Here is a 20,122-nt window from a genome sequence, read left to right on the forward strand (position 1 = left end):
CTCCTTCGAATCGGACGAAGCTTGCCTGTCAGGAATCAACCCGGTCTGAATTGTCAGGACTCAGCCCGGTTCATACCGCGTGGACCCCCACCCCCGACCCCTCCCCGCAAGGGGGAGGGGAGCCGGCCGCCGTCGTCGTGAGAGATGGATATCTAATTTTCGGTGTGCTCGCGTTGCGAAGCCGAGCGAGACGCGCAGCGCGCCATCTTCCTTCCGCCTATCCCCCCACGTCCGCGCTGATGATGTCGCCGAACAGGTCCCATTTGCCGCCCTTGAACTGCATCATCTTGAGCTGCTCGATCGGGGCGAAATCATTGGGGCCGGTATTGACCTTGATGCCGGGGATCAGGGTGTCGGGCGCAAAATCCTTCAGGCTGGCGGCCTGCTTCATGACGTTGTCGCGGGTGAGAGTGTCGCCGCACTGCTTCAGGGTCTGCGCCATGGTCTGGGCCGCGGCATAGCCATAGGCGAGGTTGGCGTCGGAGATGTTGGCGCCCGGCATGTACTTGTCGATGAAGGCCATGAACTTCTTCATGCCCTCGTCGTCCTTCCACTGCGGGTCCGACGGATCCTTGAGATAGCCGGCGGACAGCACGCCCTCGGAGGCGTCCAGCCCGGCCGGCTTCATCACGGCGCCGATGGAGATCGAGACGTCGGTCATCAGATGCATCGGCTTCCATTCCAGCTCGGCGATCTTCTTGATCGCCTGGGCCGCGAATTTCGGCGTCGAGATGTTGACGAACACGTCGGCGCCGGTGCCCTTGAGCTTGACGATGTGGGAGTCGATCGACGGCTCGGTCGTCTCGTAGCTCTCCTCGGCGACGATCATGGTCTTGGCCTTGTCGCCGAGCACCTCCTTGATGCCGAGGACGTAATCCTTGCCGAAATCGTCATTGGCATAGAAGATCGCGATCTTCGCGTTCGGCTTCTCCTTGAGGATGTACTTGGCGAAGATCCGCGCCTCGACGCGGTAGCTCGGCTGGAAGCCCATGGTCCAGGGGAATTCCTTCGGGTCGTTCCATTTGCTGGCGCCAGTGGCCAGGAACAGCTGCGGCACCTTCTTGGCGTTGTGATATTTCTGCACGGCGGTCTGGGTCGGCGTGCCCAGCGCATTGAACACCAGGAACACCTCGTCGCTCTCGATCAGCTTGCGCACCTGCTCGACCGTCTTCGGCGGGCTGTAGCCGTCGTCATAGGAGATGAAGTTGATCCGGCGGCCGTTGATGCCGCCCTGATCGTTGATCATCTTGAAGTAGGCTTCCTCGGTCTTGCCGATGATGCCGTAGGCCGAGGCCGGGCCGCTATACGCCTCGACGTTGCCGATCCTGATTTCGGTGTCGGTGGCGCCGGTGTCGTATTTCTTCTGCGCAAGCGCGCTCTGGCTCGCCAGTACGGAAAAGGCGGCCGCGGCCGCGAATGAGAGCAGAGTCCTGGTCGTCATCGGCAACATCCCTGGGCTTCCTCGATTGAATTTCCGTGATTGTCGTTTTTGCTCTTGGCCTGCGGCGATGGTGGCCATGGGAGGCCGCTCACCGCAATCGAGTGGGCAGATGTGTGCAATGCACTGTCTTGCGTCCAGGCGCTGGCCTTGGGAACCTGGCGGGGGCCGATCGGGCGCGCCGCAGTTGATTTTGCCGGCCAGCCACTCCACGCAAGTTGATACGGGCGTTTCCGGCGCATCTTCTCTCGCGCACGAAGCAGGATCCTCCCGGCGCCGCCATGACCAAGAGCCCGTTCTACACGGCCGAGCACGAGGCCTTCCGCGACGTCATCAGGCGCTTCGTCGACAAGGAGATCGCGCCGTTCGCGAGCACGTGGGACGAGGCCGGCGAATTTCCGCGCGCGCTGTATCTGAAGGCGGCGGAGATCGGCCTGCTTGGGCTCGGCTTCCCGGAGGAATTCGGCGGCGTGCCGGCCGACCAGTTCATGAAGATCGTGTCGTCGCAGGAATTGGCGCGTGCGGGTGCCGGCGGCATCAGCGCCAGCCTGATGAGCCATACGATCGGCGCGCCGCCGATCGCGCGCGCCGCGCGGCCGGAGGTGAGGGCGCGGGTGCTGCCGGACATACTATCGGGCTCGAAGATTTCGGCGCTCGCGATCACCGAGCCGAGCGGCGGCTCGGATGTCGCCAATCTCAGGACCAAGGCGGTCCGCGACGGCGATCACTATGTCGTCAGCGGCGAGAAGACGTTCATCACCTCCGGGATGCGCGCTGACTACATCACTGTCGCCGTGCGCACCGGCGGACCTGGGCCGGCGGGCGTCAGCCTGCTGCTGGTTCCCGGCGACACACCGGGCCTGACGCGCACCAAGCTCGACAAGATGGGCTGGTGGGCGTCGGACACCGCGACCCTGCATTTCGACGGTTGCCGCGTGCCGGTCGAGAACCTGATCGGCGAGGAGGGGCAGGGCTTCAAGCTGATCATGCACAATTTCAACAGCGAGCGGATGGGCATGGCGGCGAGCTGCACGGCCTACGCCCGTGTCTGCCTCGACGATGCGATTGCCTACGCCAAGGAGCGCCAGACCTTCGGCAAGCCGCTGGCGCAGCACCAGGTGATCAGGCACAAGCTGGTCGACATGGCGCAGCGCGTCGCGGCGTCGCAGGCGATGCTGGAAATGCTGGCGTGGCGGCTCGAACAGGGCGACAATCCGGTCGCCGAGATCTGCATGATGAAGAACCAGGCGACGCAGACGATGGCCTACTGCGCCTCCGAAGCGGTGCAGATCTTCGGCGGCGCCGGCTTCATGCGCGGCATCCGGGTCGAGCGGATCTATCGCGAGGTGAAGGTCAACGCGATCGGCGGCGGCACCGAGGAGATCATGAAGGATCTGGCCAGCCGGCAGATGGGATTGTGACGCGCACTCTGTCCGCTCGTCATGCCCGGGCTTGACCCCGGCATCCACGCTGTACGCCATATAAGAACAACGACGTGGATGGCCGGGACAAGCCCGGCCATGACGTCAAGACAAGAGACGACAGGAGCTCGATCAAGAATGCTCTTCACCGCCGACCACGACGAACCGCGCCGCATCCTGCAGAAGTTCATCGCTGCCGAGATCAATCCCCATGTCGACGAATGGGAGGAGGCCGGCATCTTTCCGGCGCATGAGCTGTTCAAGAAGCTCGGTGACCTCGGCTTTCTCGGCCTCAACAAGCCGGTCGAGTTCGGCGGCCAGGGGCTGGATTATTCCTACGCGCTGATGATGGCGGAAGAGCTCGGCGCCATCAATTGTGGCGCCATCCCGATGGCGATCGGCGTGCAGACCGACATGGCGACGCCAGCGCTGGCGCGGTTCGGCTCCGACGAGGTGCGCAAGGAGTTCCTGGCGCCCGCGATCTCAGGCGACTACGTCGCCTGCATCGGCGTCTCCGAGCCCGGCGCGGGCTCCGACGTCGCCTCGATCAAGACCCAGGCGCGCGGCGATGGCGACGACTACGTCATCAATGGCGGCAAGATGTGGATCACCAACGGCACCCAGGCCGATTTCATCTGCCTGCTCGCCAACACCAGCGACGGACCTGTCCATCGCAACAAGTCGCTGATCTGCGTGCCGATGAAGAGCAAGGGCGTGCAGGTCGCGCGCAAGCTCGACAAGATGGGCATGCGCTCGTCGGACACGGCGCAGATCTTCTTCGACAACGTTCGCGTCCCCAAGCGCAACCGCATCGGCGAGGAGGGGCAGGGTTTTACTTATCAGATGATGCAGTTCCAGGAGGAGCGGCTGTGGGCCGGCGCGGCCTGCCTGAAGGCGCATGAAGCGATCATCAATGCGACCATCGAGTACACCCGCAACCGCAAGGCGTTCGGTCGCTCGATCCTCGACAACCAGGTCGTCCACTTCAAGCTCGCGGAAATGCAGACCGAGGTCGAGCTGCTGCGCGCGCTGACCTACCAGGCCGCGGAGGCGCTGATCGCCGGCGAGGACGTGACGCGGCTCGCGACCATGGTGAAGCTCAAGACCGGCCGGTTGGGGCGCGAGCTCACCGACGCCTGCCTGCAATATTGGGGCGGCATGGGCTTCATGAACGAGACGCCGGTCAGCCGGGCCTACCGGGATTCGCGCCTGAGCTCGATCGGCGGCGGCGCCGACGAGGTGATGCTGACCATCCTGTGCAAGATGATGGGGACATTGCCCGGCACCGGCAAAGCGGGGAGCGCCTGATGATCACGCTGTATCATTGCGACGGCGCCCGCTCGTTTCGCCCGTTGTGGATGCTGGAAGAGCTTCGACTTAACTACGAGTTGAAGATGCTGCCGTTCCCGCCGCGGGTGCTGGCGAAGGAGTATCTGGCGATCAATCCGCTCGGCACGATCCCGTTTCTGATCGACGGCGAGACGAAGATGACGGAGTCCTCGGGCATCTGCCATTATCTCGGCATCAAGCACGGCCCGACGCCGCTGATGGTCGGGCCTGAGGAAAAGGACTACGGCGCGTTCCTGAACTGGATGTATTTCTCCGACGCCACGCTGACGTTCCCGCAGACGCTGGTATTGCGATACACTCAGCTCGAGCCGGAGGAGCGGCGCTCGCCGCAGGTCGCCACCGATTATGCCAAGTGGTTCCTGGGACGGCTGCGCGCCGTGGAGGCAGCGACGGCGAATGCCGAGTTCTTGTGCGCGGGTCGTTTCACCGCGGCCGACATCGTGATCGGCTATGCATTGCGTCTCGCAGACACGCTTGGGCTCGCCAAGGATTTTGGGCCGAATGTGGCTGCCTATTGGGTGCGATTGCAGCAGCGCGAGGGCTATCAGCGGGCACGCGCCGCCGAGCAGCGTGCGGGCGTGGAGCAGGGCATCGAGCCGCGGGTCAGGCCGTAGCTTTGGGGACGTCATTCCGGGGCGATGCTTGAGCATCGAACCCGGAATCACGATCATCTCGAATCGGTGAATTAACCGCGACAAAAATCGGCAATCGTCGCCGATGACAGGGGCGCGAATTGCGCTATGGTTCTTCTCCAAAGAAGCGGCCGCCAGAGCCGCGCCTCAGGAGGAAGACCATGGATGTGACCCGCCGGGACTCCGGCCATCTCATGCTGATCACGCCCGAGCGCGTCTTCTACGCCGGGCTGCTCGGTCGTCCGCGCCAGCGCTGCTCGGGCGCGTGCCATATCTATGTCGCGCTCACCGGCAGCCTGCGGCTGATTCCCGATGGCGGCGAGGAGCGTTGCGGCGAGCTGCTGGTCGTGCCGCCCAACAGGCAGCACACCATCGAGAGCGACTATCGCACCGTCATCGTCGTGACGATCGAGCCGGAGAGCGTGCCGATTGGCACCCTCGACCGCTTCGCCAGCCGCGTCGCCCGCGAGGCCGAGGCGTTCGCCTGCCGCATTCGCGCCGCCTATGAGGAGCTGGTGCAGCGGCCGCTGAGCGGCGACGTCACCAGCGCAGTGTTCGACCGGCTGTGCTTCGGCGAGGTGCTGCCGCAGCGGACGCTCGATCCGCGCGTGGTCAAGGCGATCGGTCTGATTGGCCGCTTCTCCGGCGAGCCGGCCACGGCCGAGAGCTGCGCCGCCGCCGTCGGCCTGTCGACGTCGCGCTTCCTGCATCTGTTCAAGGAGGAGACCGACATCTCCTTCCGTTCGTTCCGCGCCTGGAAGCGCGCGCGGCATCTGCTCAACTACGCCAACCAGGACCTCAACCTCGCGCATCTCGCGCAGGATATCGGCTATCCCGACTCGACGCATTTCAGCCATTCGATCCGCCGCTTCTACGGGCTGAAGCCGCGCGCGATCTTCTCCGGCTCGCGCGATCTCGCGATCTACCGCGCCGGCGAGGCGGCCTTGACCTGATCTTTCCTGGCTGCGTGCCGCGCGAGCGCGGCGCGCAGCGGGAACTTCGACAGTTCGAGCATGATCAGCGTGGTCAGCGCGGCTGCCGCGGTCAGCGCGAGATCGTCGACATGCAGCGGTCCGAACCGGAACAGCGCCGCGGCGGCGGGCAGCGTCAGGCTGGTCGCGAGCACGGCGACGACGAAGCCGATCACCAGCAGCAGCATGCGGTTCGGCCGCAGCAGCGCCTCGCGCAGCGAGCTCGAGAACGAGCGGTTGACGAAGATCAGGCTGACGATCACCGACACCAGGGTGAAGAATACCAGCGCGCGGAGCTCGTCGTCCGGCATGCCATTGCGGTGTGCCAGCAGCAGGACGCCGCCCGTGGTGAGCATCGCCAGGATGCCCTGCAGCGCCCCCCACAGCACCAGCGGCCGCGGCAGCAATGGCTCCTGCGGATCGCGCGGCGGCCGCCGCATGATGTCGCTCTCCTCGGTCTCGGCCTCGAACACCAGCGAACAGACGGGATCGATGATCATCTCGAGAAAAGCGATGTGCACGGGCCCGAGCAGCAGCGGCAGGCCGGTGACGAGCGGCAGCAGCGCCAGGCCGGCGATCGGAAAGTGCACGGCAAGAATGAAGCTCATCGCCTTGCGCAGATTGTCGTAGATGCGCCGGCCGAGCCGGATCGCCTTGACGATCGAGCCGAAATCATCGTCGAGCAGCACGATCGCCGAGGCCTCGCGCGCGACGTCGGTGCCGCGGCCGCCCATCGCGATGCCGATATGCGCCGCCTTGAGCGACGGCGCATCGTTGACGCCGTCGCCGGTCATCGCGACGATCTCGCCGTCGGCCTTGAGCGCGGTGACGATGCGCAGCTTCTGCTCCGGCATGATGCGCGCGAACGCCGTCGGCGCGCGCGCCGCAAGCGCCAGGGCGTCGTCGTCGAGATCGGCAAGCTCGGGGCCCGCGATGACGCGCTCGGGATCGATCCCGGCCTGCCGCGCAATGGCGGTGGCCGTCGCGGGATAGTCGCCGGTGATCATGATGACGCGGACGCCGGCGGAGCGGCACTCGGCGACGGCATCCTTCACCTCCGGACGCAGCGGGTCGGCGAAGCCGACGAGACCGCGGAACGAGAACGCGAAGTCCTGCTGTATGTCGGGGAGCGCCTCGCCGCTCCAGCTCGCGTGGGCGACGCCGAGCACGCGCAGGCCCTCGGCGGCGAGCGTCTCGACGCGCGCCTGCAGCGCCGCCAGCTCGCCGCCGTCGACGCCGCAGAGCGATGCGATCGCTTCCGGCGCGCCCTTGGCCGCCACGACGCCGGCGCCGTCGCGCGACCAGACGTTGGTCATCGCCAGCAGGTCGGGGCGCAAGCCGTAGCGTCGCTGCAACGTGGCGCCTGCGGTGGCGTCGGCGCCGAGCGCGTGCAGCGCCTTCTCCATCGGATCATGCGACTGCGGGTCGCAGGCAAGCACGGCGGTGGCGACGAGATCGCGGAAGGGCGGCGTGATGGCATCCGGCGTCGCCGTCGCAGGCTGCAGCGCGCCGCCGTCCGGCAGCACCAGCCGGGCCACCATCATGCGGTTCTGCGTCAGGGTGCCGGTCTTGTCGGTGCACAGCACGGTGGCGGCGCCGAGCGATTCGATCGCCGAAGCGCGCCGCGTCAGCACGCGCGCCTGCGAGATGCGCCAGGCGCCCATCGCCAGGAACACGGTCAGCACCACCGGGAATTCCTCGGGGAGCATCGACATGCCCAGCGCGATGCCGGCGAGGATTCCCTCCAGCCAGCCGCCGCGATACACCGCATAGAGCACGACCGTGATCGCAACCACGATGCCGCCGCCGATGGCGAACGCCAGCACCAGGCGCCGGGTCTGCTGCCGCAACCGCGGCGTCTCGGTCTCCAGGGCGGTCACCGACTGGCCGATCCTGCCGATCGCTGTGTGCGGCCCGGTCGCCGTCACCTCGGCAATGCCGCCGCCGCGGACGACGAGACTGCTGGAGAACACGAATGGCTGGTCGTCGCCGCCGGCCGCCGCAGCGGGCGTGTCGATCGGCTCGGCCGGGGCGGGGCGCTTGCGCACCGGCACGGATTCGCCTGTCAGCAGCGATTCATCCGTCAGCAGATCGTCGCACTCCCGCAGCACCGCATCGGCCGCGACGCGATCGCCCTCGGCGAGCACGATGAGGTCGCCGCGCACCACCTCGCGGCCGGCGATGCGGATGCGCTCGCCGTCGCGGATCACCAGGGCGCGCGGGCTGGAGAGGTCGCGCAGCGATTCCAGCACGCGCTCGGTCCGCGCCTCCTGCACGATGGTGATGAAGACGGAGGCCGAGGCGAACACGCCGAGCAGCATCGCTTCCGCCGCGTCGCCCAGCGCGAGATAGATGCCCCCGCCGGCGAGCAGCAGAAGCAGCATCGGCTCCTTCAGCACGTCGGCGACGAGGCGCAGGATCGAGCGTTTGCCGGTCTGCGGCAGCTCGTTGAATCCCTCCGCCGTCAGACGCCGTGCCGCCTCGGCTGCGCTCAGGCCGTTCGGAAATGTCGGCGCCGGTTGTGTGTCGATCGGCATTGCACGCCCCGTGACGAGAAACATGGGAACCAGTTAGCGCCGATCCCGTCCGGGCGCTTGATGCAGAGCAATAGCGGGTTGCGCGGCCTCCAACCAGCGAGTCAACGCAAGCAGATCAGGCGGAGACACCGTCATATACGGGCCGGATCAGCACAGCGCCGCTTGCGCGAAGCCATCGAACGAGTGCCATGAGCGACAAAGCCGTCATCACCTGCGCGCTGAACGGCGTGCTCACCGATCCCAGGCAGCATCATGTGCCGGTCACGCCCGAGGAGATGGCGCGCGAGGCGCGGCGCGCCTATGACGCCGGTGCTGCGATCATGCACATCCATCTGCGCCAGCAGGCGCCGGGCAAGGGGCATCTGCCGTCCTGGGACGTCGACGTCTCCCGCGAGATCCAGCAGGCGATCCGCGAGGCCTGTCCCGGCGTGATCATCAATCACACCTCGGGCGTGTCGGGACCGAACTATCAAGGTGCGCTCGACTGCATCCGGCAGACCCGGCCGGAGATCGCGGCCTGCAATGCCGGCTCGCTGAACTATCTCAAGGTCAAGGTCGACAACAACTGGGCCTGGCCGCCGATGATGTTCGACAACTCGGTCGAGAAGATCCAGGACTATCTCGCCGCGATGAAGGACGCGCACACGATCCCGGAATTCGAATGCTTCGACGTCGGCATCGTGCGCTGTGTCGCGATGTATCGCCAGACCGGCATGTATGGCGGTCCGCTGGAGTACAATTTCGTGATGGGCGTTGCCTCCGGCATGCCGGCTGATCCCGAGCTGCTGCCGATCATGCTCAAGCTGAAGCTGCCGGAAGCGCACTGGCAGGTCACGGCGATCGGCCGCGCCGAGATCTGGCCGCTGCACCAGCGCTGCGCCGAGCTTGGCGGCCATCTCCGCACCGGGCTGGAGGACACGTTCTATCTCGCCGACGGCACCAAGGTGACCTCGAACGGCCAGCTGATCGAGGCCATCGCGGCGTGCGCGCGGCGCGCCGGCCGCGAGATCGCAAGTCCCGCCGAGGCCCGGCAGATGTTTGGCACGGTGAATTGACGCAGCATACGCCGTCATTGCGAGCGCAGCGAAGCAATCCAGAGTTCTGCACGACGCCCTGGATTGCTTCGTCGCTTCGGCTCCTCGCAATGACGTGGATGGGGAGGGAACAGGCCAATGACCAATCTCGATGCCACCGGCGGCGTGTCCGGTCCCGGCCGCATCGGCCGGGTCGCGATCGGCGATCTCCTGAAGCGCGCGGCGCGCCGCTTTCCCGAGCGGGTGGCGATCACCGATGGCGCCCGTCAGGTGACGTTCACCGAGCTGGAGCGCGATGCCAACCGGTTTGCGAACCATCTCGTCGCCAAGGGGCTGAAGCCGGGCGAAAAGATCTCGACCGTCTGCAACAACTCGATCGAGTTCGTCAAAGCGCTGTTCGGCATCCATCGCGCCGGTCTCGTCTGGGTGCCGATCAATACGATGCTCGGGCCCGCCGACATGGATTACATCCTCGGCCATGCCGAGGTCCGCTTCGCGCTCATCGATGACAATCTGTTTGCTCAGGCGGACCGCCGCGCCGCGTTGGAAAAGCGGGGCGTCGAGCTGATCGCCGTCGATCTCACCGGGACGGCGAAGGCCGCGGGGCTTGCCGGCTTCACCGACCTCATCCAGGGTCATTCGGACGTCGAGCCCGAGATCGAGATCAACGATCGCGATCTTGCGATGATCATCTACACCTCGGGCACGACGTCGCGGCCGAAGGGCGCGATGCATTGTCACCTCGCCGTGGTGATGGCCGTGATGAGCAACTGCATCGAGATGCAGCTCTCGCGCGACGACGGCATCACCGGGCAATTTCCGCTGTTCCACTGCGCCGGCCATGTGCTGCTGCTCAGCTATCTCTCGGTCGGCGGCCGCATGGCGCTGATGCGTGGCTTCGACCCGGTCGCCTGCATGGAGGCGATCGTGCGCGACCGCCTCACCGTGTTCGTCGGCCTGCCGCTGATGTACCAGGCAATCCTTGATCATCCGCGCCGCAAGGAGTTCGACCTCTCCCACTTGCGGACTTGCCTCTACACGATGGCGCCGATGGGCCGGCCGCTGTTGGAGCGCGCCATCAGGGAGCTGTGCCCGAACTTCGTGCTGACCAGCGGCCAGACCGAGATGTATCCGGCGACGACGATGTCGCGTCCCGAGGTGCAGCTCAATCGTTTCGGCAATTACTGGGGCGAGTCGCTGTTCGTCAACGAGACCGCGATCATGGACGATGCCGGCAACCTGCTGCCGCCCGGCGAGATCGGCGAGCTGGTGCATCGCGGGCCCAACGTGATGCTGGGCTACTACAAGGATCCGAAATCGACCGAGGACGCCCGCAAGTTCGGCTGGCACCATACCGGCGATCTCGCGGTCATCGACAAGGGCGAGGTGCTGTTCCTCGATCGCAAGAAGGACATGATCAAGTCCGGCGGCGAGAACGTCGCCTCGGTCAAGATCGAGGAGACCCTGCTGGCGCATCCGGCGGTGCAGAATGCCGCCGTCGTCGGCCTGCCGCATCCGCAATGGGGCGAGGCCGTCTCGGCCTTCGTCAAGCTCAAGCCCGGCGCGCAGGCCAGTGAGACCGAGCTGCTCGAGCACTGCCGCAAGTCGCTTGGCGGCTTCCAGGTGCCGAAGCTGGTGCGGGTGCTCGAGGAGATGCCGATGACCGCCACCGGCAAGCTGCGCAAGGTCGAGCTGCGCCAGGCCTATGGCGATCATTTCGTGGCGAAGAGCGCGTGAGGGTTGATCCTCGAGATTCCGGGTTCGCTCCCGCGCAGCAAGATGGCCCGTCCATCTTGCTGCGCACTCGCGTCCCGGAATGACGAAAGCATGAACTGATGGCCACCATCGACAACACCATCTCTCCCGCCGGCGCCGCCTTCCAGGCCAATCGTGACGGCATGCTCGTCCTGATCGCGCGGATGCGCGATCTCGAGGCGCGCACGCGCAATGCCTCGGCGGCGGCAAAGGAGCGCTTCCATCAGCGCGGCCAGTTGTTGCCGCGCGAGCGCGTCGCCTTGGTGCTCGATCCCGGCGCGCCGTTCCTGGAGCTGTCGACGCTTGCCGGCTACATGTTCGATACGCCGGACCCGGCCAAGAGTGTGCCGGGCGGCGGCGTCGTCGCCGGCATCGGCTTCGTGTCCGGCGTGCGCTGCATGGTCTCGGCGAATGACGCGGGCATCGATGCCGGAGCGCTACAGCCTTACGGCCTCGACAAGACCCTGCGCGTGCAGGAGCTGGCGCTGGAGAACAAGCTGCCCTACGTGCAACTGGTCGAGAGTGCCGGCGCCAATTTGCTGCGCTACCGCGTCGAGGACTTCGTGCGGGGCGGCAACATCTTTCGCAACCTGGCGCGGCTGTCGGCGGCGGGCCTTCCGGTCGTCACCGTGACGCATGGGTCGTCGACCGCGGGCGGCGCCTATCAGACCGGATTGTCCGACTACATCGTGATGGTGCGCGGCCGCACCCGCGCCTTCCTCGCCGGGCCGCCGCTCTTGAAGGCCGCGACCGGCGAGATCGCCACCGAGGAAGAGCTCGGCGGCGCCGAGATGCACACCGCGATCTCGGGTCTCGGCGACTATCTCGCCGAGGACGACCGCGACGCCCTGCGCATCGCGCGCGAGATCATGGGCAAGCTGAACTGGGATCGGCCGTCGCCTGAAGCGCACTCGGCGAAGCCGCCGCGCTACGACCAGGAGGAGCTGCTCGGCATCATGCCGCTCGACCACAAGCGCCCCGTCGACATGCGCCAGGTCATCGCGCGGATCGTCGACGACAGCGACTTCGTCGAAATGGCACCAAACTACGGGCCTGCGACGGTGTGCGGCCATGCCCGTATCGAGGGCCAGGCGATCGGCATCGTCACCAACAATGGCCCGCTCGATCCGGCCGGCGCCAACAAGGCGACGCACTTCATCCAGTCCTGCTGCCAGACCCGAACGCCGATTCTCTATCTCAACAACACCACCGGCTACATGGTCGGCCGCGCCTATGAGGAGGCCGGCATGATCAAGCACGGCTCCAAGATGATCCAGGCGGTGACCTCGGCCAGCGTGCCGCAGATCACGATCTATTGCGGGGCCTCGTTCGGGGCGGGCAACTACGGTATGTGCGGCCGTGGATTCCACCCGCGCTTCTGCTTCTCCTGGCCCAACGCCAAGACCGCCGTGATGGGTGGCGAGCAGGCGGCGGAGACGATGGCGATCGTGACTGAAGCGGCGGCGGCGCGCCGCGGCAAGCCGGTGGAGCGCGAGAAGCTCGATGCCATGAAGGCGCAGATCATCGGCGTGTTCGACAGCCAGATGGACGCGTTCGCGACCTCGGCGCGCGTGCTCGACGACGGCGTGATCGATCCGCGTGACACCCGCGCGGTGCTGTCGGAAGTGCTGGCGATCTGCCGCGAGGCGGAGGCGCGCGAGCCGCAGCGGATGCAGTTCTCGGTGTCCAGGCCATGAGCGAAGAGATGGGTGCAATGACGCGCAGGCCGTTCCACAAGGTGCTGATCGCCAACCGCGGTGAGATCAGCTTGCGGATCATGCGCACCGCGCGCCGGCTCGGCTATGGCGTGGTCACGGTCTATTCGGACGCCGATTCCGATGCGCTGCATGTCCGGTTCGCCGATCAGGCCGTCCGCATCGGCGCGCCGCCGCCCGCACAGTCCTATCTCAACATCGCAGCGATCATCGCCGCCGCAAAGGCGACTGGCGCGGATGCCGTGCATCCCGGTTATGGCTTTCTCGCCGAGAACGAGGATTTTGCGCAAGCGTGCAAGGAGGCCGGTCTGGTGTTCATCGGGCCATCGCCCGAGGCGATCAAGGCGATGGGCAACAAGGCCGGCGCCAAGGGGATCATGAGTTGCGCCGGCGTGCCCTGCGTTCCCGGCTATCAGGGCGAGGACCAGGGCGACGACGCGATGCTGCGCGAGGCGCGCCGCATTGGTTTCCCGGTAATGATCAAGGCCGTCGCCGGTGGTGGCGGCCGCGGCATGCGGCTTGTGACGGATGCGGACGCCTTTCCCGACCTGCTGCGCAGCGCCCGCTCGGAAGCGGCGACGGCGTTCGGCGACGGCACCGTCATCCTCGAGAAGGCGATCGTCAGTCCGCGCCACATCGAGATCCAGGTATTCGGCGATAGCCACGGCAATGCCGTCCATCTCGGTGAGCGCGACTGCTCGGTACAGCGGCGGCATCAGAAGCTGATCGAGGAGGCGCCGTCGCCGGCGGTCGGGCCGGAGCTGCGCGCGCGCATGGGCGCGGTGGCGGTGCAGGCGGTGAAGGCGCTCGGCTATGAGGGCGCCGGCACGCTGGAATTCCTGCTCGATGCCGACGGCCAGTTCTACTTCATGGAGATGAACACGCGGCTGCAGGTCGAGCATCCCGTGACGGAGGCCCTGACGGGACTCGATCTCGTCGAATGGCAATTGCGGGTCGCCGCCGGCGAGCCTCTGCCGTTGCGCCAGGACCAGATCAGCTTCTCGGGTCATGCGATCGAGGTGCGGCTGTGCTCCGAGGATGCCGCGCACGACTTCATGCCGCAATCGGGGCGGATGGCGCTGTGGCAGATGCCGGGGATGGTCCGGGTCGAGCATGCGCTGGAGTCCGGCGCGGAGATCCCGCCCCACTACGATTCGATGATCGCCAAGCTGATCAGCCATGCTGCGACTCGTGAGGAGGCGCGCGCAAGGCTGATCGCCGGATTGGAGCAGGCCGTTGCTTTGGGCGTCCCGACCAACCGGGCCTTCCTGATTTCATGCCTGCGGCATCCGGCCTTCGCCGCGGGCAAGGCAACCACCGCATTCATCGCGGCGCATCGTGACGAGTTGCGTGCGCCGGCCGCCGAAGCGGCAGACCTCGCGCTGGTCGCCCTGCTGCTCTCCGTCAGCCATCCGCTCGCACATCCCGTCCGCCGCGGTCGCTCGCTCGCGGCCGCCTTCGCGACGCCGCTCCGGTTCGAGATCGCCGGCGAGGTGGCCGAGTGCGAGCTGCTGCGCGAGCGTGACGGAAGCTACCGCGTGACGCGTGGCGATGCAGAGCATCGCTTCGAGATCGTATCGCTCACTGGTGATGCGATCCGCGCTCAGCACGCCGAGATCGTCGAGAGCGCGCGCTTCGTCCGTGACGACGATCGGCTGTTCGTCCAGCATCGCGGTCAGACGCTGGCAGTGCGCGATCTGACGTTGGCGAGGCCGCAATCCTCGGCCGCCACCGGAGGTGATGGCAAGGTCCGTGCGGCCCTGAACGGTCGCGTGGTCGCGGTGCTGGTGGAGCCGGGCGACAGCGTGGCTGTGGGACAGCCGGTGGTGACGCTCGAGGCGATGAAGATGGAGCACGTTCATACTGCCGGCATCGCCGGAACGGTGACCGCGATCGAGGTCGCCGAGGGCGACCAGGTGACGACGGGTCGGATCGTGGTGGAGATTGCGGGCTGATCGTCGCGCAACTGGGCGTGAGTTAGCTCGAGGCATGCTGCACCTCCCTCCCGCTTGCGGGGCGGGGGTCCGCGCGCGCTGAACTCTGTTGTATGCGACTTCGATATTCTCACGGAGGCATCGCTTCGCGACATGCAGCGTCCCGCCGCTGCATTCTGCAACACTCAAAGGAGGCGGTTGGCGGGTTGCGCAGATCATCGTCGACATCGTCCACGGTGGGAGCGCAGATCACGTGGAGCGCGACTCGTGGACCCCCACCCGCGACCCCTCCTCGCAAGGGGGAGGGGAGTACATCGCTGTCGAGGCGAGGGGGCAATTCTGCCATCAAAGGCGTGAAATCAACTGCGCTGTTTCAAGGGCGGGGTACCGACCCCTAATCCTTCAAACGGCAACAATGCCGATCGTGGCTCTGTTGCGCGGCCGACGCGCGCCTCACGGATGCAATTGCCGCCTCAGCGCCGCGACCAGCCGCGACGTCTGGAACGGCTTCGACAGCAGCGGTGCCGTGGCGAATTCTTCCGGGCATTGATCGACGGAATAGCCGGTGACGGCGACGAAGGGCACGCCGGCCGCGGCCAAAGCGCGCGCGATCGGCGCCGATGTTTCCCGCCCGAGATTGACGTCGAGCACGGCAAGATCGCAGTGATTCCGCTCGAGCAGATGGAGGGCTTTGTGCACGGTCGGCGCCACGCCGACCACCGTGAATCCGGCGGCTTCGAGCTCGACCGCGAGGTCGAAGCCGATCAGGGGATCGTCCTCGACGATCAGGAGGTGAGTCTTCTCACTGGCGCGCATGATGATGGTCGCGGCTGAGGCGTTGCAGGGGGCACCTTAGGTGCCAGCGCAGTCCGGCCGGCAGGAACTGGACCTCGACCGATCCATCCAGGCCAGCGCGCACCAGGTCGGAAATCACCCGGCTGCCGAAGCCGGTGTGCTCGGGCGGCGCCACCTCAGGTCCGCCGCTTTCGACCCAGGTCATGTCGAAGCTGTCGTCGATGCGCGTCCAGCGGACCGCGATCCGTCCGTCGTGGTTCGACAGCGCACCATATTTGGCGGCGTTGGTGGCGAGCTCGTGGACCGCCATGCCGATCGACTGCGCGGCCTCTGGCGTCAGCTCGATCGGCGGTCCGTCGATCGCGATGCGGTCGCCGATCAAGTCGCTGAACGCCCCGAGCTGCGAGCGGACCAGGCCGCCGAGTGGAATGAAACGCCAATCGTTCTGAATCAGGAGATCCTGATTGCTCGCGATCGCCTGCAGGCGCTCCAGAAAGCGGTTGAGGTCGAGCTGGCGGCCGTGACGGGTCATCTGCCGGGCGATCGCCTGCACCAGCGACAGCAGGTTCTTGCTGCGGTGGTTCACCTCGGCCAGCAAGGTGCGCAACTGCTCCCTTGTCTGGCGCTTGTCGGTGATGTCACGCACGATCTTGGAGGCGCCGATGATCCGGCCGCTCGAATCCCGGACCGGCGAGACCGTGACCGACACGTCGATGAGCGCACCATCCTTGCGCAGGCGGATGGTCTCGAAATTGTCGATGATCGCGCCGGATAGGACGGTGGCGAGGATCCGGTCCTCCTCGGCCTGGCGCTCCTGCGGGATGATCGTGCGGATCGAGCGGTTGATCATCTCGCCTTCCGAGAAGCCGAAGATGCGTTCGGCGCTCTTGTTCCAGCTGGTGATCGTGCCGTCCAGCGTCTTGCTGACGACGCCGTCCGAGGACGAGGCGACGATGGCCGCGAGCATCGCCGCCGCACGCTCGGCCTTCTTCGACAGCGTGACGTCGCGGATGATTCCGGAGATGCCGACGATCACGCCGGTGCTGCTGCGGATCGGTGACAACGTGATGGAGACCTCGATCGGGCGTCCCTGCTTGGTCAGCCGGACGGTCTCGAAGCTCTCGACCGCTTCGCCCGCGTTGACCCTGGCGCGCAAGGCGTTCGCTTCTTCCGCCAGCTCGGGCGGAACGATCTCGGAGACGGATCTGCCGATCATTTCAGCCGCGGTGAACCCCAGCATCCGCTCGCTGGCCGCGTTCCAACTGCGGATGACGCCGTCGGCGGTGGTGCTGACAATGGCGTCGGCCGAGGACTCCACGATCGCCGCCAGATAGGCCGTGTCGTCGTCGGTCGCGCGTGGGGCGGGGGAGGCGCCGGGCATTCCGTGCACGTCGCAGGCTCCTTGCTAACAGGTCGGTAGAGAAGACGCCGTGCACCAGATTACCAACTTGTTTGTGTGCAAATGCAAGGGCTATCTCGATCGCTGCTTGTTGTTGGTCTTCCCGGCAACGAGGACAGGGCGATTTGCCGTCAGCAGACCCGTTTGGGGCCATGCGACGTGCTCCAGCTCACGACGGCGAACACACAGAACGCAGGCTTGAGCGTTTCGTTCCGGAGGATCTTGCTAAATTGCCGGCGAGGTGCCGTATCATCGGGCGCCAGGGCCCACTCTTGCGTCCGGACGCGGCCGACCACGGGGCGGTGGCGCAATCCAAAGGCGAATTTTGCCGCAACTACTTCCTAAGGCTGAGGATATAGCCTGCCAGGTCGGTCGCATCGTTCGCACTGAGCGGATTGTTGGCCATCGTCGCGTGGGGAAGCAGGAGGAACTTGACCAGCATGTCCTTCGTCACTCCGTCCCTGGCCGCGATGGCGACAAACGGCCGGGCGCGGCGGAACTTGGTCGGCTCGGTGGCCACCGCATGGCAGGCGGCGCACCAGCGCTCGGCGAGCTGGCGGCCGTGGTCGAGATCCTCGGCGGCCGCCGAGGCGGAGAGCAGGACCAGCAGCAGCAGTGATGGTACGGAGGCACGTCGCACGCCCGGCTCTCCTCACAGCGGCTGGTCGTCGTCGGTCGACGGCTGGTCCTGCAGCGAGACGATGTCACCGCCGCCGAACTCGTCCTCCGGCGGCGGATAGACCCACGTGTGGTCGCGCACGTTCCTGACGCCCTGGACGCTCTTGGCCGCCATGATCGCCGTGGCCCGCTCCTTCTCGTTGCGCACCGCGCCCGTGAGATGCGCGATGCCGTTGCGGACGACGACGTTGAAGCGGCAATGCTTGCAGGCGGCCTGGTCGAGCGAATCGAGAATGGCGCTGCGGATCCCGTCATCGTCGGGGGTGGGGCCCGGAACGGCAGTGGCGAGGTCGGCCACGGTTTGCAGGAAATCCGTGTGTGTCACCACGCCGGCCAGCCGGTCGCCACTCATCACAGGGAGACGCTTGATGTTGCGCTTCTCCATGATCTCGGCGATCTCCGCCAGGCTGGCATCGGCGCTGACCGTGACCGGAGGCTGGCTCATGATGTCGCCGACCGTACGGCCGTGGGAATGGACGAAGTCGGCGCCGATGCGGCCGCGGCCGACCAGGAGGTCGAGCCAGCGGCCTTGCCTGCGTTCGGTGCCGAGCTCGGCGCGGCGCAGGAAATCACCGTCCGTGACCATGCCGACGAGCGTGCCGGACGCGTCGACCACCGGCAGCCCGCCGATGTGGTTGCGCAGCATGATCCGCGCCGCCTCGGCCACCGGGGTTCCGGGCGTCACCGCGATCACGGATCTGGTCATGATTTGATGAGCGCGCATGTCGTCGTCTCGTGCTGCGATCGCAATCGGCGGAGAATAGCTGCGCGGCATCGCGCGCGCTTGACCAGGATCAATCCGAGGTCGTGCCGCCCTACACGATCCTAGAAGTCTTGTTTCCCCAATAGCGGTCGCGCAGCAGGCGCTTGTAGAGCTTGCCGGTCGGCAGCCGCGGCAGCTCCTTCTCGAAATCGATCGAGCGCGGCACCTTCTGTCGCGACAGCGATTGCCGGCAGAACGCGATCAGCTCCTCTTCCAGCTCAGGCCCAGGCATGATGCCCGACATCGGCTGGACCACCGCCTTCACCTCCTCGCCGAGATCGGAATTGGGCACGCCGAACACGGCGGCATCGGCGACCTTCGGATGCGTGATCAGCAGGTTTTCGCATTCCTGCGGATAGATGTTCACGCCGCCGGAGATGATCATGAAGGTGACGCGATCGGTGAGATAGAGATAGCCGTCGGCATCGACATAGCCGACGTCGCCGACCGTGCTCATCGTGCCGTCGGCCGAGCGTGCCTCCTTGGTGCGCTCGGGGTCGTTGAAATACTCGAACGGCGATCCGGTCTTGAACCACACCGTGCCGGCCGTTCCGATCGGGCACGGCTGCATGTTCTCATCGAGGATGTGCAGTTCGCCGAACAGCACCTTGCCGACGGTGCCGCGATGCGCGAGCCATTCCGCGCTGTCGCAGGCGGTGAAGCCGAGGCCTTCGGTGGCGCCGTAATATTCGTGGATGATCGGCCCCCACCATTTGATCATGTCCTCCTTGACCTGTGCCGGGCACGGCGCGGCGGCATGGATCGCGACTTCGAGCGAGGAGAGGTCATAGCGCGTGCGGATCTGTTCCGGCAGTTTCAGCATGCGCGAGAACATCGTCGGTACCAATTGCGTATGCGTGATGCCCCATTGCTCGATCAGTTGCAGGTAGCGTTCGGGATCGAACGTCTCCATGATGATGGCGGTGCCGCCGACGCGGATGGTGAGGTTGACCGCGGCCTGCGGCGCGGAGTGATAGAGCGGCGCCGGCGACAGATAGATCATGCCCTCGCGATAGCGCCACAGCTTCTCCAGGAAATCGAAGATCGGAAGCTGCTGCACCGGCGGCTGCTCGGGCAGCGGCCGCAGGATGCCCTTCGGCCGGCCCGTGGTGCCCGAGGAATACAGCATCGTGGTGCCGACGCATTCGTCGGCAATCGGCGTCGCCGGCAGGCCGGCGGTGGCCTCCGCGAGGCCGACGATCCGCTCGCTCTCGCCTGCGCCATCGGCGACGATGCAGAGCTCGATGTCGGGCGCCTCCTTCAGCGCCTCGCGCGCGACGTCGAGCTTGGCGAGGGAGGTGATCAGAAGCCGCGACCGGCTGTTGTTGAGGATGTAGGCCAGCTCGCCGGGCGTGAGGTAGGAGTTCACGCAGGTGAAATACAGCCCGGAGCGCTCGCCTGCGCCGCACGCTTCCAGATAGCGGCTGTTGTTCTCCATGAAGATCGAATAGTGGTCGAGCCGCTTCAGGCCGCGCTGGCGGAACAGATGCGCCAGCCGGTTGCTGCGCGCCTCCAGCTCGCGATAGGTCACGGCCTCGCCGGTCGAGGCCATGATGAAGGCGGGCTGCAATGGGCGCAGCCGGGCCTGCTTGCCGGTGTACATGGGTCCTCCCTTCCGACGCCGGCCGGAGGTACGGTGGTGGAGGGCCACAGGGCAAACGTCACGCCGACGATGTTCTCGTCGCGCCCTCGGGCCGTTT

The 20,122-nt window shown here is 66.3% G+C and carries 15 protein-coding genes; 8 read left to right on the forward strand and 7 right to left on the reverse strand.

From position 1 onward, the window contains the following. Window positions 1-217: 217 nt before the first annotated feature. Window positions 218-1,450: an ABC transporter substrate-binding protein gene (locus QX051_RS27020; protein WP_315778216.1), complete on the reverse strand. Its 1,233-nt coding sequence runs from the start codon at window positions 1,448-1,450 to the stop codon at window positions 218-220. Window positions 1,451-1,719: 269 nt separating this feature from the next. On the opposite strand from QX051_RS27020, the gene QX051_RS27025 reads away from it, so the two are divergent. The 4 genes from QX051_RS27025 (at window position 1,720) to QX051_RS27040 (ending at window position 5,794) form a co-directional block, all read left to right on the forward strand. After that, window positions 1,720-2,859: an acyl-CoA dehydrogenase family protein gene (locus QX051_RS27025; protein WP_315778217.1), complete on the forward strand. Its 1,140-nt coding sequence runs from the start codon at window positions 1,720-1,722 to the stop codon at window positions 2,857-2,859. A 138-nt stretch (window positions 2,860-2,997) separates the two neighbouring features. Next, window positions 2,998-4,167, forward strand: coding sequence for an acyl-CoA dehydrogenase family protein (locus tag QX051_RS27030; RefSeq protein ID WP_315778218.1), 1,170 nt, complete (start codon window positions 2,998-3,000; stop codon window positions 4,165-4,167). Further along, window positions 4,167-4,823 (forward strand): glutathione S-transferase family protein, encoded by a 657-nt coding sequence (locus QX051_RS27035; RefSeq protein WP_315778220.1) that lies wholly within the window; start codon window positions 4,167-4,169, stop codon window positions 4,821-4,823. Before QX051_RS27030 ends, QX051_RS27035 begins: the two co-directional genes overlap by 1 nt. A 179-nt stretch (window positions 4,824-5,002) precedes the next feature. Continuing rightward, window positions 5,003-5,794: a helix-turn-helix domain-containing protein gene (locus QX051_RS27040; RefSeq protein ID WP_315778221.1), complete on the forward strand. Its 792-nt coding sequence runs from the start codon at window positions 5,003-5,005 to the stop codon at window positions 5,792-5,794. Here the strand turns inward: QX051_RS27040 and QX051_RS27045 are convergent. Beyond that, window positions 5,764-8,349 carry a cation-translocating P-type ATPase gene (locus QX051_RS27045; RefSeq protein ID WP_315778222.1) on the reverse strand — a complete coding sequence of 862 codons (2,586 nt, stop codon included), beginning with the start codon at window positions 8,347-8,349 and terminating at the stop codon, window positions 5,764-5,766. The genes QX051_RS27040 and QX051_RS27045 overlap by 31 nt on opposite strands. Before the next feature lie 188 nt (window positions 8,350-8,537). Between QX051_RS27045 and QX051_RS27050 the strand changes: the two genes are divergently transcribed. The 4 genes from QX051_RS27050 (at window position 8,538) to QX051_RS27065 (ending at window position 14,808) form a co-directional block, all read left to right on the forward strand. Beyond that, the gene (locus tag QX051_RS27050) at window positions 8,538-9,404 is read left to right on the forward strand and encodes a 3-keto-5-aminohexanoate cleavage protein (protein ID WP_315778223.1); all 867 of its coding nucleotides are present in this window, start codon (window positions 8,538-8,540) and stop codon (window positions 9,402-9,404) included. Window positions 9,405-9,521: 117 nt separating this feature from the next. Then, entirely contained in the window at window positions 9,522-11,120 is a 1,599-nt protein-coding gene (locus QX051_RS27055) for an AMP-binding protein (RefSeq protein WP_315778224.1), read from the forward strand. 98 nt (window positions 11,121-11,218) lie between these two features. Beyond that, complete coding sequence (locus QX051_RS27060) at window positions 11,219-12,835, forward strand: acyl-CoA carboxylase subunit beta (RefSeq protein WP_315778225.1); 1,617 nt, start codon at window positions 11,219-11,221, stop codon at window positions 12,833-12,835. 17 nt (window positions 12,836-12,852) lie between these two features. Beyond that, entirely contained in the window at window positions 12,853-14,808 is a 1,956-nt protein-coding gene (locus QX051_RS27065) for an acetyl-CoA carboxylase biotin carboxylase subunit (protein WP_315778278.1), read from the forward strand. Window positions 14,809-15,240: 432 nt separating this feature from the next. On the opposite strand, the gene QX051_RS27070 is transcribed toward QX051_RS27065, so the two are convergent. The 5 genes from QX051_RS27070 to QX051_RS27090 all read right to left on the reverse strand — a co-directional run bounded on the left by QX051_RS27070 (window position 15,241) and on the right by QX051_RS27090 (window position 20,025). Next, on the reverse strand, window positions 15,241-15,603 hold the full coding sequence (locus QX051_RS27070) for a response regulator (RefSeq protein ID WP_315740582.1): 363 nt from the start codon (window positions 15,601-15,603) through the stop codon (window positions 15,241-15,243). Beyond that, window positions 15,590-16,972, reverse strand: coding sequence for a PAS domain S-box protein (locus QX051_RS27075; protein WP_315740581.1), 1,383 nt, complete (start codon window positions 16,970-16,972; stop codon window positions 15,590-15,592). The genes QX051_RS27070 and QX051_RS27075 overlap by 14 nt, the downstream gene beginning before the upstream one ends. A gap of 343 nt (window positions 16,973-17,315) precedes the next feature. Next, window positions 17,316-17,621, reverse strand: a complete 306-nt coding sequence (locus QX051_RS27080; protein ID WP_315740580.1) for a cytochrome c — start codon at window positions 17,619-17,621, stop codon at window positions 17,316-17,318. 12 nt (window positions 17,622-17,633) lie between these two features. Then, window positions 17,634-18,383: a CBS domain-containing protein gene (locus QX051_RS27085; RefSeq protein WP_315778226.1), complete on the reverse strand. Its 750-nt coding sequence runs from the start codon at window positions 18,381-18,383 to the stop codon at window positions 17,634-17,636. A 91-nt stretch (window positions 18,384-18,474) separates the two neighbouring features. Continuing rightward, window positions 18,475-20,025 (reverse strand): AMP-binding protein, encoded by a 1,551-nt coding sequence (locus tag QX051_RS27090; protein ID WP_315778227.1) that lies wholly within the window; start codon window positions 20,023-20,025, stop codon window positions 18,475-18,477. Between the last annotated feature and the right edge of the window lie 97 nt (window positions 20,026-20,122).

The sequence above is a fragment of the Bradyrhizobium sp. SZCCHNR1053 genome (genome assembly GCF_032381235.1).
In the GTDB taxonomy this organism is placed as follows: Bacteria; Pseudomonadota; Alphaproteobacteria; order Rhizobiales; family Xanthobacteraceae; genus Bradyrhizobium.

Coding starts and splice junctions, on each gene's coding strand:
- QX051_RS27020 (WP_315778216.1), bottom strand. CDS start 1,450: ATGTTGCCGATGACGACCAGGACTCTGCTCTCATTCGCGGCCGCGGCC.
- QX051_RS27025 (WP_315778217.1), top strand. CDS start 1,720: ATGACCAAGAGCCCGTTCTACACGGCCGAGCACGAGGCCTTCCGCGAC.
- QX051_RS27030 (WP_315778218.1), top strand. CDS start 2,998: ATGCTCTTCACCGCCGACCACGACGAACCGCGCCGCATCCTGCAGAAG.
- QX051_RS27035 (WP_315778220.1), top strand. CDS start 4,167: ATGATCACGCTGTATCATTGCGACGGCGCCCGCTCGTTTCGCCCGTTG.
- QX051_RS27040 (WP_315778221.1), top strand. CDS start 5,003: ATGGATGTGACCCGCCGGGACTCCGGCCATCTCATGCTGATCACGCCC.
- QX051_RS27045 (WP_315778222.1), bottom strand. CDS start 8,349: ATGCCGATCGACACACAACCGGCGCCGACATTTCCGAACGGCCTGAGC.
- QX051_RS27050 (WP_315778223.1), top strand. CDS start 8,538: ATGAGCGACAAAGCCGTCATCACCTGCGCGCTGAACGGCGTGCTCACC.
- QX051_RS27055 (WP_315778224.1), top strand. CDS start 9,522: ATGACCAATCTCGATGCCACCGGCGGCGTGTCCGGTCCCGGCCGCATC.
- QX051_RS27060 (WP_315778225.1), top strand. CDS start 11,219: ATGGCCACCATCGACAACACCATCTCTCCCGCCGGCGCCGCCTTCCAG.
- QX051_RS27065 (WP_315778278.1), top strand. CDS start 12,853: ATGACGCGCAGGCCGTTCCACAAGGTGCTGATCGCCAACCGCGGTGAG.
- QX051_RS27070 (WP_315740582.1), bottom strand. CDS start 15,603: ATGCGCGCCAGTGAGAAGACTCACCTCCTGATCGTCGAGGACGATCCC.
- QX051_RS27085 (WP_315778226.1), bottom strand. CDS start 18,383: ATGCGCGCTCATCAAATCATGACCAGATCCGTGATCGCGGTGACGCCC.
- QX051_RS27090 (WP_315778227.1), bottom strand. CDS start 20,025: ATGTACACCGGCAAGCAGGCCCGGCTGCGCCCATTGCAGCCCGCCTTC.